Raw genomic sequence first — 15,904 nt, forward strand, 5'->3', positions numbered from 1 at the left:
GATTGAGTAAAAAAGAACTTTTAAAAACGATAATCGAAAATAATGGCGGCATTGCAAAAACTTCAGATTTTGCCGTTAACGGGATAAATAAATACGAGGTAGCGGCTTTTTGTAAAAAAGGAGTCATTGAAAGAATTCGCAGAGGCTTTTATCAGCTCCCCCAAAGTAAAAATATTACAGAAGAACAGCTCATACGAAAGCTTCTTCCCCAGGGAATTATTTGTGTAGAGTCCGCTTTGTTTCACTACGGATATAGTGATTTTTCTCCCCGTAAATGGTCGATTGCTGTACCGAGAACAGCGTCCCGTAGCGTAAAGAACATTGAAGAATTTCCGATGAAGGCTTACTATATTCAAAAGGAATTTTTAGATATAGGTAAGTCCATAAGCAATTTTAACGGTGTAATATTGCCTGTATATGATCGTGAACGAACAATATGCGATTGTTTTAAGTACCGCACAAAACTTGATAACGAAATTTTTAATAAGGCTGTCAATGCCTATGCTGCCGATGAAAAAAAGAACCTTGCAAATTTGTCTAAATATGCAAAAGAAATGGAGCTTTATACAAAGGTTATGAATGTAATGGAGGTGCTGCTTAATGCCTGATATAGCTGCGTCCGTGTTGACACGACTCAAAAATAAGGCAAAAGAAAGCGGAAGAAGTTATCAGCTTTGTTTGCAGCTCTTTTGTCAGGAAGAGTTTTTACGCCGTTTGGAAAAGTCCAAGTATGCCGAAAACCTCGTGTTAAAAGGAGGCTTGTTCCTCTATTCGCTTACTGACTTTGATAGCCGAGTAACGGTTGATGTAGATTTTTTGCTTCAAAGAATACCTAATACACCGGAAAAATTAAAAGGCATACTTGAAGAAATTATTACAGTTCAAACCGGCAATGATTTTGTAACCTTTGAGATAAAAGATATTACACCTATTGCTGTTACGAAGAAATATGCCGGTATAGGCGCTTCAATGGTCGCTTATATTAAAAATACTCGAACACCCTTTGGCATTGATTTCGGTGTTGGCGATATCATTGTGCCAAAGCAAGAAAAAAGAAAAATCCCCACTCAGCTTGATGATTTTATTGCGCCGACAATCAATACTTATTCCATTGAAACGACCGTTGCCGAGAAAATTGACGCAATCCTCAGTCTGATGGAGTTTTCCAGTCGCATGAAAGACTATTACGATATTTATTATCTTGCCAATAAATTTGATTTTGATGGCACGACACTATCCGAAGCTCTCAAAAAGACCTTTACAAACAGAGCGCATAGTTTTACAGCGGCTCAGTTTGAGCAGGTTATGAATTTCGATGACGATGCTGCTATGCAGAAGAAATGGAAGACATTTATCCGTAAGATAGATACAAAAACAGATAACTATAGTACCATATTGAAAACAATACAAGCCTTCTTGACAAAACCATTTACAGCAGCGATAGAAGACAGAGTATTTACAGGCAGTTGGATTGCACAAAATAATGAGTGGATATAGTAAAAGAATGTTATGAGTATAAACAACAATCCAAATATTTTTTTGAATATGCCTGCATTTGATACACTTAGAAGGATAAAACTTAAAAATCACCGATAGATAAAGGTAATTTTTTAAGTTTTTTTCTTTTTAAGTGTCGAAGATGGATTTAATGTAAAAGTAAGCCTTTTACCATATCATATACAAAATAGGACTTGCCTATTTGATAAAGGACACAAAACAAGTATTTTACACATGATATATGAAAATATAAAACGATGAAAAGCACATAAAATTACTACATACTTTCGTTTTTGATAATACTAAACAGGCTGTCAAAATTTTTATAGAAATGTAATAGTTTCTTAAAACTTTATTCAGCTTTTTTGATTATGATTAGTATATGAGGTGAATGGCATGAAAACATATAAACCAATCATAACAAATATTTTACTATTTCTAGGCAGCTTATGTATTCTTTACTTTTTTATTTTATCCTTCGCTTACGGCTTCTTTCAGATTTCCTTCTCCTTTTGTTTTCTTATCGGAGGTTTGCTGTTGGTAGGCTATGGCTTGATAGAAAGAAAACAGCAACAGCATGTATTAACATATCTGCCTAAATTTTTACGCATTGCTGCCATTGGATTGCTTACTATCTTTTTAACTAGCTTCCTTATTGTGGAAGGACTGATCCTTGCTAATGGTTTGCATACACCTAATGAAAAATTAGAGTATGTCATCATTTTAGGGGCAGGTTTAAACAAGGATAAGATTTCCCTTTCCTTGCAGCATCGCCTTGATGAAGCGATTGCCTATCATAAGCAATACCAAGATACTACCTTTATTGTCAGTGGCGGACAGGGAATCAACGAAAGCATATCCGAAGCCGAGGCTATGCGCAGCTACTTGGTTGCTCATGGAATCCCGCAACACCAAATCATAGAAGAGGAGCTTTCTACCTCGACCTTTGAAAACTTTGCATTTTCTAAGGAATATATAAAAGATAAGACACAGAAAGTAGGTGTAATTACCAATTCCTTTCACATGCTTCGTGCCTTGATCCTTGCAAGACAGCAAGACTTACAAGCGGTTGGTATTCCGGCAAAATCCGATTTACTGACTTATCCATGCTTTAGCATTCGTGAATATTTCGGAATATGGAAGGCCTTGTTTTTGAGGCAATAGGTGAAAAAGAAATACTTTCTTAATCTAAATAAGTTTTTTGATAAATACGGATCACCTACCTTATTCCATTCATTTCAATTTCAGATAAATATCATGACTTTCCAAAAAATATTGTACATCTTGTTTTTGCGGAATCGAAGTTTGTCCTCCTAGTATTTGAACTGCTATTGCACTTGCAGCAGAACATATTATTAGTGTATCGCGCAGAGAATAACCGTTATATAGACAATATGCGAAAGCTCCATGAAAAATATCCCCTGCACCTGTTGTATCAATTGCCGAAACAGAAAAAGAAGGAATGTGATAGATTACATTATGTTCCTTATATAACAATCCATTTTCCCCTAATGTTATAACCACAATTCCAGAATTTAACTGACATAAAGTATCAAACGCTTGTTTCCAGCTACCTTCGTCGTCTAATGTAATCTTTGTCTGACTATACTGCTCAGCATAATTTTGTGAACAGACTAAGTAATTAACGCGTTGAGCAATTTCTTTTGTTTCTTCATGATATGTTCCAGCATCCATTACACTTACAGCATCTGGAAATTGATTCAAAGCCTCTATAGAAGCCTTAAGTTCATGTCCATCTAGCAAGAGAACTCTTGGTTTTGTGGGAAATGTGAAACATAACTCCTGTAATTTGCCTGGACAATTAAAAATTGTTCGATATCCATTACAAGCGTTCGCAATTATTGCACTCCTGGGTGTTTCAATTGTAGGATCTATTATTAAATGACTAATATCTACTCCTACTTTTTCTAAAGTATCACAAATTTCTTTACCATAAAAGTCCGTTCCACATCTAGATACCAATGTAGTTCTCACATTCCATAATGCACATAGATATGCTGCATTAGTTGCTGGACCACCTATACACGCAAATGGTTCTAACACTCTATATTTTTGATTTTCAACTAATGGTGTTTCAATAGGAAAAGTCATATCATAAGTGCATTGTCCAATACATACTATACTCATATAATTCTCCTCATATTCTTTTAACGTAATTACATCTTATCGGATAAAAATAGCAGACTATACTGCTATTTTTACACTATATTTATTTTCTATTCTAATTCAAAATCAATGCTATTTCATTCATGATTTTATCATAAGAAACTTTTGTAAAGTCCGTAACGTCAAGTTCTATCGTTGTTCCTAATTCAAAAGTTCCATAGCCTCTACATTTACAACGTTTAATAAATTCGTCGTTATCTAGTAAATTATCTGCTTCTTCATGATTCATCAAACAAGTCCCTTGGTGATATTCTTTAAGAATATGGCCTAAATGGCGTGAATCATCTAAATCGCGTTTCTTTTGACGTTTGAATAGAACATCTAAATCTCCAACCATTCGTATCGTAATTACTTCTATACAATATCGACCGCAAATACCTTGAATCTCATCATGTTGCTTATCACTGAATGGGTAATCACTAATTAAACTATAACCTCTTTCTAATTTCCAGTTCAATCTTTGATAATATTCATTCCAACTCTTTTTAATCAACTTTTCTTTTTCTTCTTCATTGCAAAAACCATACGCATCCCAAAATTCTTCTTTAATTTTATCAGGAGATAAAACTTCAAAATTTTTAAATTTATTTAATAACATATTTGCCATATAAGTTTTACCAGTTCCAGGATATCCTGCAAGTAATATTAATGCCTGCTTCATACTTTTTCTCCTCTTTTACATAGCAAGTTCAATTGCTAAATGATAAGTATCCGCTCGATAGTAAGTACATACACATTCTCTTGGTATATTTTCTTTGTCAAATGAAATACGACGTATATAGAGTAATGGAGTACCAATATCAATATGCATTAGCTTCGCTATTTCTTCACTTGCTATTATTGAATAAATTGATTGCTTTGCATAAAGCCATTGAATTTGGTAGGTATTAGATAAAAATAATCGTAGGGATTCTTTTGAAAAATCATGATTCATTATTTCCGGAACAAATGACTGTTGAAAATAATTTATTTCCAAATAAAGTGGTTCATCGCCTGCATAACGAACACGTTTTAAACAAATGATATCATCATTATAAGAAAGTTGGAGACAACGTGCTATTTCATCAGATGATGGTATAACTTTTTGTTCAACCGTAATTTTAATAGCTGCTACACTATCTCCTTTATATTTTCTATCATAACGAATGACACGTTGAGGAGATGTATTCGGTCGATTAGAAATTACAATAGTTCCATAACCTCTTTTTTTCTTAACTAAACCATCATTTGCTAATAACTCCACCGCCTTTCTAGCAGTTGCTCTAGATATCCGATAAATCTCCATTAACTCACTCTCAGCAGGTATCATTTTTCCAACAGGATATTTGCCACCTACAATATCTTGAAACAAAATATTATAAAGTTGATAATATAACTGTTGTCTGCCGCTAAAATCTAAAGTTTCCATTATTATGCTATCCCCCACTTACTATTCATTTAATCCATCCATTCTCCTCCCGTTAAATTAATAGATTGTCCTGTTAAATAGCTAGAATTATCTGTTAAAAAGAAAATTGCGGCATTAATAACATCCTGTAGCTCCACTAATCTATGCATCGGAATATTCTTTTTGAAATACGGCATAACTTCTTCCGGATCAATATTCTTTTTTTGGGCATATTCATATTTTAGTTTTTCCCACATTTCTGTATATACAATACCTGGACAAATAGAATTTACACGTATATTTTGATCTGCAAATTCCTTGGCAATTGACTGTGTTAATCCTTGTACACCAAACTTACTTGCACAATAAACAGTTTGCCATGCACTTGGTTTCTTACCGGAAAGAGATGACATGTTCAAGATTGTTCCTCCTCCATGCAATAACATTTTTTCAATCGCTACTTGGCAACACAGAAAAGTTGCTTTTAAATTTACGTTAATAGTCAAATCCCACAATTCTTCACTACATTTTAAGAAGGGACGCATTTTACTTATGCCTGCTGAATTCACCCAAGAAGTGATATTACCAAATTCTTTTTCTACAGCATCTGTCGCATTTTGTATGGCTGATTTATCAGTTACATCTACCTTTTTAAAGATTGCCTTACCATGATTTTCAATTATTTCTTTAACTACACTAATTCCTTTTGTCTCGTCTAAATCAAAAATCGCAATACTAGCTCCTCGAGCTGCAAAATCTTTTGCCATAGCAGCTCCCATACCACTACTAGCTCCTGTAATAATGATTACTTTCCCATCTAATCTTTCTGTATTCATATCTATCCACCATCACTCTCTATTATTTTAAGTACTCTTTTATATCAATTGGTTTATCTTGTGGCATTACTTGAATAAAAACATTAACATTTTTATTTAGTAATTGTAGAAATGCCTTGTTTTCTTCCGCACTTGTCGAAATATTTTTATACAATACATTTCGATCATTTCTAGCTCCCATACCCCCAACATCGACCTCATCAATAGGAATACCGTGATCAACTAGATAATTTAATGCCTCTGGACCTTTAACTAGTAAAATTGTTGGTGCATCTAAACCTTGTTCGAAAAACTGTACTCCTTCTTCTTTTGTAAAAATACCAATTGCAATTTCTTCTGGTATTGCCATTTCCAGAACTTCAATCATATACTCATCATTAGCTGTTCCATCATCAACAATTACCACTTGATCTGCCTTTTTATTTTTTATCCAAGCGGTCATTACTTGACCATGAATTAACCGGTCATCAATTCTCGTTAATACTAAGTTTTGCACGTTGTTTTTTCTCTCCTTTTTTTACTATTGTCGCTTTTACTCCTACTGTACTTGAAACATTAACTTTTTCTATCAGTTCTTCAAGTGTGGTTTTTTCGTTACGCTCTAATGCTAGTGTTAGAAGTATTGGCATATTCATTCCTGAAATTAAACCTATTTTAAAATCTTTAGAAAGATAAGCAGCACTTTGAAATGGAGTTCCTCCTGCAATATCTGATAAAATGATAATTCCAGAATTAGCAATATCACCAGCACTTACCTCTTTTAATACTAAAGATAATTTTTCTCGATAGGTTTCTGGAGATTCTCCCGGAATGAGAGGAACAGCTCTCACTCCGTAATCTCCACCAGCAATCATTTTTAAACTATCTAACAGCCCCTCGCAAAATCCTCCATGACTAATCAAAACAATATTTACCATACTTTTGCATATTCACCTCTTACCCTACATATCCAAGAATTCCTGTGTAATAACCAATGATGCCTACCAAGAAAATTGCAATAATAATCCATACTGTATTGATTTTCTTCTTCAACATCCACCATACAAGCATAGTAATTCCTAATGGAATCAATCCAGGAGCTAGAGAATCTAAGACACTTTGAATCGTTGTACTTCCTTCACCAATTTTAATGGCAAGTGGTGTATTTACGGTAACCCTAGTTGCTGCCATAGAACCAACGACCATTAACCCAACAATACTAAATGAATTAATAATTCGATCAATAGTTCCATTCTTTAAAATCTTCAATAACGAAGTTTTCCCTTGTTTATAACCAGTCATAAACATAAAATATCCGCAACCGAAAATCAAGAATTCAAAGATAGCAAAAGACAAAATTGGACCTAAATAACTTCCATCTAATGCCATTGAACAGCCAATACCAAATAGAATTGGAAATAAAATACCCTGCATCACTGTATCACCGATACCTGCAACAGGTCCCATTAACCCCGTTCGAACCGCATTAATATCCTTTTCTGTAACATTTTCTCCGTTTGCTCGTGCTTCTTCCATAGAACATGCAATACCATTAATAATCGGCCCTACAGTAAACACTTCCGAATTGTAAAATACCATGTATTTCTTTAATTCATTCACTCGTTCTTCATTCGTATCATATAATTCACGAATTGGAGTAAGCATTAAATTGGCTGCTCCTAATGCTTGTAATCTCTCATAATTGTAACAAGCCTCTGTACTTGTTGTCCATAACCATGTTTTAACTAATGTTTTCTTAGATAATTTCTTTTTATATTCTGGAATCTCTGCTGTATTTGCGTTCATTTCATCCTGTAAATGCTGTGAAACTTCCACTGTCTCTGTTTTCTTATTTAACGAAAGTCTCTTAACCTTCTTTGTTTCCACTTGCTTTTGTTTATCGTTACTATTTAAATACATAATTAAAGCGATAATTGCCGAGAAAATTGAAATAGCTGTTAAACCTAATCCAGAATATACCGTCAAGAAGAAACCGCCAAAGAACCACGGGATTAACTTCTTTTTTCCTAAATAATTTAACAACATCGCAATACCTAAAGCAGGCATTATTCCACCAACAACCTGTAAAGCACTAATGACACTCTCTGGTACAGCATTAATTAAATCTGTTGCCCAACTGCTACCAGATACTACTAATAGAAATGCCGGAATACCGTATAAGATAAACGCCATGAAAAATGATGGAACAAAATTCATAAGGCGGACACCACGTAAATTTCCCTTTTCTAGAAACTTATCTGCTTGATGAATCCACGCTGCATTAACTGTCATATACACTTGATTCAACAACAGACCAAACATACTAAATGGAATAGCAAATGTTACTGCCATTGTTGGATCTGCTCCTGATAAAATAGTCATGGCTGTTCCAAAAATACCTGCAACAATCGTATTGCTTGGCATTGTACCTCCTGCTGAAATCCACCCTAAATATATTAACTGAATATTTGCACCGGCCATCATACCTGTCATTGGATCTCCCATAAATAAACCAACTAATGTCCCTGTAGTTAAAGGATAAACCAAACATTTTGTAACTGGCCCAAAGAACCACCATTGTCCCATTGTAGCTAATAACGCTACCAAAACTGCCGATAATATCATAATTATTCCCTCCTCAATGTTCTCCACTAACTGAAACTAAAACTTTTCCTTTTTTGGCATATTCTAATGTTTTTAATTCTTTCCCCATTTCTTCTAAAGTAAGACGTGCACTTACTATTTTCTTTGTATCAATCAATCCGCTTTCTAATAAACGAACAGCTCTATCGCTACAAAGCGGATTTAAATATGATGTAAATATACTCAGCTCTTTTGTATAAGCTTCAAATTGATTAAAACTAATTGGTTCTTCCGGATCTCCCAAGCCAAATAATAATACTTTTGCATTTTTACCTGCTATCTGTATTGCTTGCTCCATAGTTGCTTTCAATCCTATACATTCAACAACATAATCAATATTTTCTTCTTTTGCAATTTCTTCGATTTCCTGATCCGTAACTGCTACTGTAGCTCCTAGATCGAGAGCTAATTCTCTTTTGGCTTTGTCTCGTTCAATAACTATAATTTTAGCAGCACCTGTAAACCGAATCAGTTGAAGCATTAAAGAGCCAATTGCCCCCATACCATACATCGCTATTGTTTTCCCACTTTTTATATTTAACAAATCAAGTCCATGAATAGCACAAGATAATGGTTCTGTAAACGCCGCGCTTTCCAAATCTAAGCTGTCTGCAATATGATAAACATTTTTTTCTGGTGGATATACATATTCCGAAAAGCCTTTTGCTACTCCATGACGCTCTAAACAGAAATTTGGTAACCCCCTTTGACACCAAATGCATTTTCCACATCCCCAACTTGGATCACAAGCAACGCGATCGCCAACTTTAAAATATTTACACTTTGGTCCAACCGCTGTTACTATACCTGAACATTCATGTCCCAAAATAATTGGTGGAATTACCACACTTGCTCCATTTTTTCCTTGAAATTTATGAATATCAGTACCACACAATCCACACCATGCAACTCGAATTTTTACTTCATCTGATTTTGGATCTCGATCTGGAATATCGCGTACCTCATATTCAAAATTTCCTACATAATAACCTGCTTTCATATTTTAACCTCAATTATCTAAATTTTTAAACAGATGAATTTTATGTTCAACTATTTCAGTTATAATATCTAAACAAGGAACTACATTTTCGCGATTTGATATATTTTCTCGATGCTCTTCATAACATTCTTTTGACTTTCTATTCCATTCAACAAGCAACTCTGTACCAACATTAAATTTGCGAATACCTAAATTAATTACACGTTTCACATCTTTTTCTTTTACACCTGTTCCTCCATGAATTACCAAAGGAATATTTACCGCATTGTGTATTTCCTTTAATCTATCAAAATTAAGGTTTGTTTTTGACTTATACTGACCGTGGTTCGTTCCAATCGCTACCGCTAAAGCATCTATTCCAGTTTCTTTTATAAAATTAACAGCATCTTCTGGCTCTGTATAACGAACATCTTCTTGAGCTACCGCAATACCATCTTCAGTACCACCAACAGTTCCTAACTCCGCTTCGACACTTACATTATGCAGTTTTGCATAATCCACCACTCTTTTAGTTCCCAAAATATTTTCTTTAAGTGGAAGCGAAGATCCATCAAACATTACAGAACTATAACCTGCATCAATCGCTTTCCTAATCTCATCAAAATCTTTTGCGTGATCTAAATGTAATACAACATTTATGCCATATTCATCTGCCATTGAACGACAAACAGCAACAAGATTTTTATGTCCCACATAATTCGCAGTACCGCAGCTTGTTTGTATAATGACAGGAGTTTTTTGATTTACTGCTGCTTTTATAATTGCCGGAAGCATTTCTAAATTATGCGTATTGAATGCACCAATCGCCATATTCAACTCATCTGCTTCCTTTAATGTTTCTTTTAATGTGATATACATAATTTCCTCCTTTGATTACAATAATATAAAAGAATAACACTATTCTTCTATATAGAAATTGCATCCATCTCAGCATTAAATTTGCTGAAATATACGGACATCATAATATCAAAATATACGTATGTTTTGACTACACCCATATTATACTTAATTAATATTAAATTACCTCGTTTTCTGTATGAAAATGCATTCTAAAAATTAAAAAAACAACACCTTCATGAATGCTTATTCATGATACAATATTATCGCATTATTAGGAGGTTACATTATGTTTATTCAAATTGACAAAACCATTTATGAAAAACTTTCTGAAGCCGAAAAAGGTGTTATTCAATTCCTTAATCAAAATGAAGAAAAAATACCCTATATGAGTATTACCAATATTGCCGAAAAGACTTTTACATCTCAATCAACTGTTTCCCGCACTATCCAAAAATGTGGTTATCAAGGAATCTCGCAATTACGCTTTGCTATATCTCAACAAGAACAAATGAAAAATCATCACGAATCTAGTTACGGTGTTAATAATATTCTTTCAAAATCTTATCGTGAAAGTACAAAAACAATTGATAATATTAGCCCTGTTGCTATGTTACAGACTATTGAATTTATGAAAACCGCAAAAAGAATTTTTATTTTTTCTAGAGGCTTTACCGCATTAATTGCCGAAGAATTCCAAATGTATTTACAGTTATTAGGTTACAATGCAATTATTGTTAAAGATGTAAAATGGATGGAAAATACAGAGCGAATCGTAAATACAAATGATGTTGTTTTTATTTTATCTGTACGAAATACAACACCTGAGCTTGCTACATCGGCTAGAGCCGCCAAAAGAAAAGGTGCTAAAGTAATAAGTTGTTGTTGTAAATCTCCTTGCGAATTAGAAAACTTTTCAGATATCATCATTTACGGTCATTCAGAACAAATTATGAAAGCTAGCGGAATGACTGTATACTCAAGAATACCTTTATTGATTATCACACGAACAATTATTGAATATCTTGGACAATAGTTAAAGCCTATATCTTATTCTATATTTTTTACTTTCTCATATCCAATAGCATAAGAAAACCATATGATTTATTATGATGACTAATCACAATATTTCATCTGGTTTTCTTTAATCAACATCTTTAGTAACAATTAAATCCGCATCACTTTGACAAATATGCTTTATCAATACATCACCTCGATGCAACGGTGCTTTTGCCTGAACCTGATTGATAATCTGCATGATTTCAAAAATCTTATCTTTCGCAACATCACAGCTCGTTTTCACACTGACACGTCTTTCTTTCGAATTTAACAGTTGAACTGTAGTGGTAATCGTACGTGTCGGATTCACTAGTTCTTTATGCCCATACTCAGCTCCCTTAGGACAACTATTGCCTGTAACAGAGTAATCATTGGTTTCATCTACTTTTAAATGACAGCCCTTGGGACAAACAATACAAATCAGCTCTTTCATCATTTAGTCCTCCTGTTTTAAAGATACAGTTAATGTATCGCCTTCTATTTTATCCATCAAAATCTTGGGAATCATCACTTTTTCCATTTCTCCCGGTGCTACGTGTTCCCTTTTAAACCTTGCTATAATCTTATGTTCATCTCGAACCTCGATAGCAACATTTTCACCGACATTGCGCACACGGAATGACAATTCTACTCCCTGATCCACAGCATCAAAGCGAATCCTCTGCGGTACAATATAGCCTATACAATCTCCCGGCTTTGTATTCAAAACTCTTTCGCTATGGAACGCACCATGCTGAATGTATTCTCCTGCTGCTTTTCCTGCCTTTTCACTTTCCGCACTGACAAAATCAACCAAATCATGGACATGCACAACATTGCCGGACGCAAAAATACCGGGTATGCTTGTTTCCATATTTTCATAAACCACCGGTCCGTTTGTCCGCGGGTCCATTTCAATCGAAGCCTGTCTTGTTAATTCGTTTTCCGGAATCAATCCTACGGACAATAACACACAATCACATGCAAATTCGATTTCGGTTCCGGGAATCGGATTTTTATGTTCGTCTACCTTGGATACAATTACCTTTTCCACGCGGTTTTTCCCTTGGATATCGGTAATCGTATGGGATAGATAGAGCGGTATATCGTAATCATTTAAGCATTGCACAATATTTCGATTTAAACCATTTGAATAAGGCATCAATTCTACACACGCCAACACCTTTGCACCCTCCAATGTCATACGTCTGGCCATAATCAAACCGATATCTCCACTTCCTAAAATAACTACACGTTTTCCCGGCATATAGCCTTCTACATTCACATATCGCTGTGCAGCTCCTGCTGTAAATACACCGGCAGGACGATCCCCCGGTATCGCAATGGCTCCTCGTGTTCGTTCTCGACAACCCATATTCAAAATCAAAGCTTTTGCCTGCAACACCATATAGCCATGTGTTTCACTGGTACAGTAAACAGTTTTATTTGTATCAATCTCAATCACCATGGTATCCAATAAAATTTCGACATTCGTTTTCTTAAGCAAATCCACATACTTCCCGGCATATTCCGGTCCTGTCAATTCCTCTTTAAAATGATGTAGTCCAAATCCATTATGAATACACTGATTTAAAATTCCACCAAGCTCTTTATCTCTTTCAATTACCAAAACCTTATTTGCACCATGTTCACTAGCAGCAATCGCACTTGCCAATCCTGCCGGACCCCCGCCAATAACAATTACATCATATTGTTGCTTCATACTAATCACCTATTTCTTTGGTTTGTCCAAGCAGAACCAAAGAACCTTTCTTGTCCTTCAAAACATCTTCTTGCGAAATATTTAACTCCCTGGCAATAATTTCCTGTACACGTGGTCCGCAGAATCCACCTTGACATCTTCCCATTCCCGTATTGCATCGTCTTTTGATTGCATCAAGTGATGCTACGGTTGGACTTCGATGAAGAGCATCAATGATTTCCCCTTCGCTAATTGTTTCACAACGGCAAATAATACGTCCGTATTGGGGGTGCTTTTCGATCCACTGTGCTCTTTCAGCATGCGACATCTCTTGAAAACGAACAAGTTTCCTTGTAACTTTTGCATTTGGATTGCTTTCGGTAAATAAACCCTTTGTCTGTATTGCTTTTACCATATCAATTGCAATCGCACTGGCACTTGATAAGCCCGGAGATTTCATTCCTGCTATCTGATAAAATCCTGAAACCTTGGATTCACCAATTACAAAATCATGATAATCACTACTTCTTGCTCGAATACCGCAGAATGTGCGGATATTTTCTCTGAAATTAATATTCGGTACAGACTTCAAAGCTTTTTCCTTTACAAAGGATAAGCCTTCTAAGGTAGTCGCTGTATCCGTTTCTCCACAATTTTCACTTGTCGGTCCTACGATTAAATTACCATGTACCGTAGGAGCTACAAGAATTCCTTTTCCCTTTGCTGTCGGACATTGGAAAATAACGTGATGCACAAGTCCTCCTTGTGTTTTATCTAACAAATAATATTCACCTTTGTTTGGCTGAATATGATATTCCGGTTCCATTACCATGGAAGTTATCTTCTCACAGGCAACTCCTGCAGCATTTACAACTGTTTTCGCTTCATAAACGCCTTTTTCGGTTGTTACCAAAAAATAATCAGCTTGCTTTTGAATAGCAGTAACAGCTTCCTCCAAATGAAGATCCACACCATTTTGAATTGCCAGTTCACTATAAGCAATAGCCAGCTCCCATGGATTGACGATACAAGCTGTCGGTGCATACAATGCCGCAATGGCATTAGGATTTATATTTGGCTCCATTTCTTGCAGTTCTTCTTGATCTATGATGTGCATTCCCTCAACACCGTTTTGTAGACCGCGTTCGTAGATAGCATGTAAAGTTGCAAGTTCTTCTTTTTCAAACGCTACTACTAAAGAACCGATTTTTTTACAATGTACATCTAAATCCTCGCAAATTTTCGGAATCAGCTTATTGCCTTCAACATTATACTTTGCCATATATGTTCCGTTTTCAGGATCATATCCTGCATGAATAATGGCGCTATTTGCTTTTGTTGTTTCATCGGCAACATCATTATTCTTTTCCAACAATAAAACGCTCCCCTGATACTTACTTAACTCAAATGCTAACGAAGCTCCGCTTATCCCCGCTCCGATAATCACACAATCGTACATATACGTACCTCCCTAGAATCAATATTTACAGCTTTAAAATAGTGGAATTCATAAGAAAAGTCAAATTATGTAACAGCCAAATACTACTGTCTTTTTAGTAATCAAAATTTTGATTACTAAAATAAAAGTTATCCGCTTACATAAATCCGTTGATTTTCTGCATCTTTCATGACATACTAATTATGTGATTAACATTTTGATTAAAAATCACTTATTAATCAAAATAAATCAAAAGGAGGTACATTATGGGAAAAAGAAACAAGATTACAACACGTGATATCGCACAAATCACCGGTGTTTCTCAAACAACGGTATCTATGATATTAAGCGGAAAATCCGATGTCAGCTTTAAAGATGAAACTGTTCGGTTAGTGAAAGAGGCGGCCAAAAAATATCATTATGTAAAACCGAAAGCCAATAAGAAAAAGGTGAATAAAAAAACACTTTTAGATACGATCGTTATCTTTTCTCCGAATGTAACAAACGCTTATTATTCTGTCATCATTTCTAATATTTGTAAACAAGCGAAAAGATACCATTATCATATTTTTACCCTCACTACCTTACGCGAGGCAAGCTTGGAAAAAGAATATTTATATTATTTAAAAACCGTACAGCCAACCGGCATTATCTTTTTATATCCTCCTGCAGCAGGTAATATCGAAATGATAAACGAATTGGCAAAATCTACCATTATTGTTGAAATTGGAGATAAACCAAGCGGAAGTGTTTTTGATACGATTGAACTGAATTCTATTAAATCCGGAAAGCTTGTCGGACAGCATTTACTAGCGTTGGGTCATCGTAACATTGCCTATATTTCAAGTCCGATGTCAGATAAAGAAATCGGTCGAAACGATCGCTATGAGGGGTTGAAACAAGCATCGAACAACGTTCATGATCCGGTTCATATTGAATGCTATACATCAACACATGAAATCTTTATGAACTACCCTTACGAAAACCAAGAATATATGAATGGCTATCAATTATGCAGTGAAATTTTACAAACCAAGCACCCCTATACCGCTTTTGTTGGAAATAACGATATGACTGCTATCGGCATCATGGCTGCTTTAAAAGATGCTGGTCATTCCATTCCCAAGGATTATGCGGTATGCGGATTTGATAATATTCCCTTAGCTGCGAGTGAAATCATTTCTTTAACAACGATTGAGCATTGTTCAAATGAGAAAGGCAAGGAAGCAGTAGATTTAATTGCCAATAAAAAAAAGGAATCTTCGCGTACACGAAAAACGATTCGAATGGAATATGAACCTAAGTTGATTATTCGTAAATCTAGTCAAAAAAATATCAAATAATATCATGATTGCTTATC

General features: G+C 35.0%; 17 protein-coding genes. 5 read left to right on the forward strand and 12 right to left on the reverse strand.

What is annotated here, in order from left to right:
* Positions 1 to 2 precede the first annotated feature (2 nt).
* The 3 genes from EUBDOL_RS03290 to EUBDOL_RS03300 all read left to right on the forward strand — a co-directional run bounded on the left by EUBDOL_RS03290 (position 3) and on the right by EUBDOL_RS03300 (position 2,661).
* Positions 3 to 608: a type IV toxin-antitoxin system AbiEi family antitoxin domain-containing protein gene (locus EUBDOL_RS03290; RefSeq protein WP_004798472.1), complete on the forward strand. Its 606-nt coding sequence runs from the start codon at positions 3 to 5 to the stop codon at positions 606 to 608.
* Complete coding sequence (locus EUBDOL_RS03295) at positions 601 to 1,497, forward strand: nucleotidyl transferase AbiEii/AbiGii toxin family protein (protein WP_004798473.1); 897 nt, start codon at positions 601 to 603, stop codon at positions 1,495 to 1,497. Before EUBDOL_RS03290 ends, EUBDOL_RS03295 begins: the two co-directional genes overlap by 8 nt.
* A gap of 396 nt (positions 1,498 to 1,893) precedes the next feature.
* Positions 1,894 to 2,661: a YdcF family protein gene (locus EUBDOL_RS03300; RefSeq protein WP_004798475.1), complete on the forward strand. Its 768-nt coding sequence runs from the start codon at positions 1,894 to 1,896 to the stop codon at positions 2,659 to 2,661.
* 69 nt (positions 2,662 to 2,730) lie between these two features.
* Here EUBDOL_RS03300 and EUBDOL_RS03305 read toward each other — a convergent pair whose 3' ends face one another.
* The 9 genes from EUBDOL_RS03305 to EUBDOL_RS03345 form a co-directional block, all read right to left on the reverse strand.
* The gene (locus tag EUBDOL_RS03305) at positions 2,731 to 3,645 is read right to left on the reverse strand and encodes a carbohydrate kinase family protein (protein ID WP_040463012.1); all 915 of its coding nucleotides are present in this window, start codon (positions 3,643 to 3,645) and stop codon (positions 2,731 to 2,733) included.
* Positions 3,646 to 3,739: 94 nt separating this feature from the next.
* Positions 3,740 to 4,345, reverse strand: coding sequence for an AAA family ATPase (locus tag EUBDOL_RS03310; protein WP_004798478.1), 606 nt, complete (start codon positions 4,343 to 4,345; stop codon positions 3,740 to 3,742).
* A 15-nt stretch (positions 4,346 to 4,360) separates the two neighbouring features.
* Positions 4,361 to 5,092 carry a GntR family transcriptional regulator gene (locus EUBDOL_RS03315; protein ID WP_004798480.1) on the reverse strand — a complete coding sequence of 244 codons (732 nt, stop codon included), beginning with the start codon at positions 5,090 to 5,092 and terminating at the stop codon, positions 4,361 to 4,363.
* Positions 5,093 to 5,121: 29 nt separating this feature from the next.
* Positions 5,122 to 5,907 carry an SDR family NAD(P)-dependent oxidoreductase gene (locus EUBDOL_RS03320; protein ID WP_004798481.1) on the reverse strand — a complete coding sequence of 262 codons (786 nt, stop codon included), beginning with the start codon at positions 5,905 to 5,907 and terminating at the stop codon, positions 5,122 to 5,124.
* 22 nt (positions 5,908 to 5,929) lie between these two features.
* The gene (locus tag EUBDOL_RS03325; protein WP_040463013.1) at positions 5,930 to 6,403 is read right to left on the reverse strand and encodes a PTS system mannose/fructose/N-acetylgalactosamine-transporter subunit IIB; all 474 of its coding nucleotides are present in this window, start codon (positions 6,401 to 6,403) and stop codon (positions 5,930 to 5,932) included.
* Positions 6,375 to 6,824, reverse strand: a complete 450-nt coding sequence (locus tag EUBDOL_RS03330) for a PTS sugar transporter subunit IIA (protein ID WP_004798485.1) — start codon at positions 6,822 to 6,824, stop codon at positions 6,375 to 6,377. Before EUBDOL_RS03330 ends, EUBDOL_RS03325 begins: the two co-directional genes overlap by 29 nt.
* 19 nt (positions 6,825 to 6,843) lie before the next feature.
* Entirely contained in the window at positions 6,844 to 8,511 is a 1,668-nt protein-coding gene (locus EUBDOL_RS03335; protein WP_040463015.1) for a PTS system mannose/fructose/sorbose family transporter subunit IID, read from the reverse strand.
* Positions 8,512 to 8,524: 13 nt separating this feature from the next.
* Positions 8,525 to 9,529, reverse strand: a complete 1,005-nt coding sequence (locus tag EUBDOL_RS03340; protein WP_004798489.1) for a zinc-dependent alcohol dehydrogenase family protein — start codon at positions 9,527 to 9,529, stop codon at positions 8,525 to 8,527.
* 9 nt (positions 9,530 to 9,538) lie between these two features.
* On the reverse strand, positions 9,539 to 10,387 hold the full coding sequence (locus EUBDOL_RS03345) for a class II fructose-bisphosphate aldolase (protein WP_004798490.1): 849 nt from the start codon (positions 10,385 to 10,387) through the stop codon (positions 9,539 to 9,541).
* 268 nt (positions 10,388 to 10,655) lie between these two features.
* Between EUBDOL_RS03345 and EUBDOL_RS03350 the strand changes: the two genes are divergently transcribed.
* Entirely contained in the window at positions 10,656 to 11,402 is a 747-nt protein-coding gene (locus EUBDOL_RS03350; RefSeq protein ID WP_004798491.1) for a MurR/RpiR family transcriptional regulator, read from the forward strand.
* Between the two features lie 108 nt (positions 11,403 to 11,510).
* On the opposite strand, the gene EUBDOL_RS03355 is transcribed toward EUBDOL_RS03350, so the two are convergent.
* Genes EUBDOL_RS03355 through EUBDOL_RS03365 form a run of 3 tightly spaced genes read right to left on the reverse strand, consistent with a single transcriptional unit; the run spans position 11,511 to position 14,565 of the window.
* A complete protein-coding gene (locus EUBDOL_RS03355; RefSeq protein WP_040463092.1) occupies positions 11,511 to 11,858 on the reverse strand; it encodes a DUF1667 domain-containing protein in 348 nt (115 codons plus the stop codon).
* A gap of 3 nt (positions 11,859 to 11,861) precedes the next feature.
* On the reverse strand, positions 11,862 to 13,127 hold the full coding sequence (locus EUBDOL_RS03360) for an NAD(P)/FAD-dependent oxidoreductase (protein ID WP_004798495.1): 1,266 nt from the start codon (positions 13,125 to 13,127) through the stop codon (positions 11,862 to 11,864).
* 1 nt (position 13,128) lies between these two features.
* On the reverse strand, positions 13,129 to 14,565 hold the full coding sequence (locus tag EUBDOL_RS03365; RefSeq protein WP_004798496.1) for an NAD(P)/FAD-dependent oxidoreductase: 1,437 nt from the start codon (positions 14,563 to 14,565) through the stop codon (positions 13,129 to 13,131).
* 245 nt (positions 14,566 to 14,810) lie between these two features.
* On the opposite strand from EUBDOL_RS03365, the gene EUBDOL_RS03370 reads away from it, so the two are divergent.
* Entirely contained in the window at positions 14,811 to 15,887 is a 1,077-nt protein-coding gene (locus EUBDOL_RS03370; protein ID WP_004798498.1) for a LacI family DNA-binding transcriptional regulator, read from the forward strand.
* Positions 15,888 to 15,904: the final 17 nt, after the last annotated feature.

The organism is Amedibacillus dolichus DSM 3991 (assembly GCF_000154285.1).
Taxonomy (GTDB): Bacteria; Bacillota_I; Bacilli_A; order Erysipelotrichales; family Erysipelotrichaceae; genus Amedibacillus; species Amedibacillus dolichus.

What these genes read in the sequence shown, in the direction of transcription:
- EUBDOL_RS03295 (WP_004798473.1), top strand. Translation starts at nt 601, where the DNA reads ATGCCTGATATAGCTGCGTCCGTGTTGACACGACTCAAAAATAAGGCA.
- EUBDOL_RS03300 (WP_004798475.1), top strand. Translation starts at nt 1,894, where the DNA reads ATGAAAACATATAAACCAATCATAACAAATATTTTACTATTTCTAGGC.
- EUBDOL_RS03305 (WP_040463012.1), bottom strand. Translation starts at nt 3,645, where the DNA reads ATGAGTATAGTATGTATTGGACAATGCACTTATGATATGACTTTTCCT.
- EUBDOL_RS03310 (WP_004798478.1), bottom strand. Translation starts at nt 4,345, where the DNA reads ATGAAGCAGGCATTAATATTACTTGCAGGATATCCTGGAACTGGTAAA.
- EUBDOL_RS03315 (WP_004798480.1), bottom strand. Translation starts at nt 5,092, where the DNA reads ATGGAAACTTTAGATTTTAGCGGCAGACAACAGTTATATTATCAACTT.
- EUBDOL_RS03320 (WP_004798481.1), bottom strand. Translation starts at nt 5,907, where the DNA reads ATGAATACAGAAAGATTAGATGGGAAAGTAATCATTATTACAGGAGCT.
- EUBDOL_RS03330 (WP_004798485.1), bottom strand. Translation starts at nt 6,824, where the DNA reads ATGGTAAATATTGTTTTGATTAGTCATGGAGGATTTTGCGAGGGGCTG.
- EUBDOL_RS03335 (WP_040463015.1), bottom strand. Translation starts at nt 8,511, where the DNA reads ATGATATTATCGGCAGTTTTGGTAGCGTTATTAGCTACAATGGGACAA.
- EUBDOL_RS03340 (WP_004798489.1), bottom strand. Translation starts at nt 9,529, where the DNA reads ATGAAAGCAGGTTATTATGTAGGAAATTTTGAATATGAGGTACGCGAT.
- EUBDOL_RS03345 (WP_004798490.1), bottom strand. Translation starts at nt 10,387, where the DNA reads ATGTATATCACATTAAAAGAAACATTAAAGGAAGCAGATGAGTTGAAT.
- EUBDOL_RS03350 (WP_004798491.1), top strand. Translation starts at nt 10,656, where the DNA reads ATGTTTATTCAAATTGACAAAACCATTTATGAAAAACTTTCTGAAGCC.
- EUBDOL_RS03355 (WP_040463092.1), bottom strand. Translation starts at nt 11,858, where the DNA reads ATGAAAGAGCTGATTTGTATTGTTTGTCCCAAGGGCTGTCATTTAAAA.
- EUBDOL_RS03360 (WP_004798495.1), bottom strand. Translation starts at nt 13,127, where the DNA reads ATGAAGCAACAATATGATGTAATTGTTATTGGCGGGGGTCCGGCAGGA.
- EUBDOL_RS03365 (WP_004798496.1), bottom strand. Translation starts at nt 14,565, where the DNA reads ATGTACGATTGTGTGATTATCGGAGCGGGGATAAGCGGAGCTTCGTTA.
- EUBDOL_RS03370 (WP_004798498.1), top strand. Translation starts at nt 14,811, where the DNA reads ATGGGAAAAAGAAACAAGATTACAACACGTGATATCGCACAAATCACC.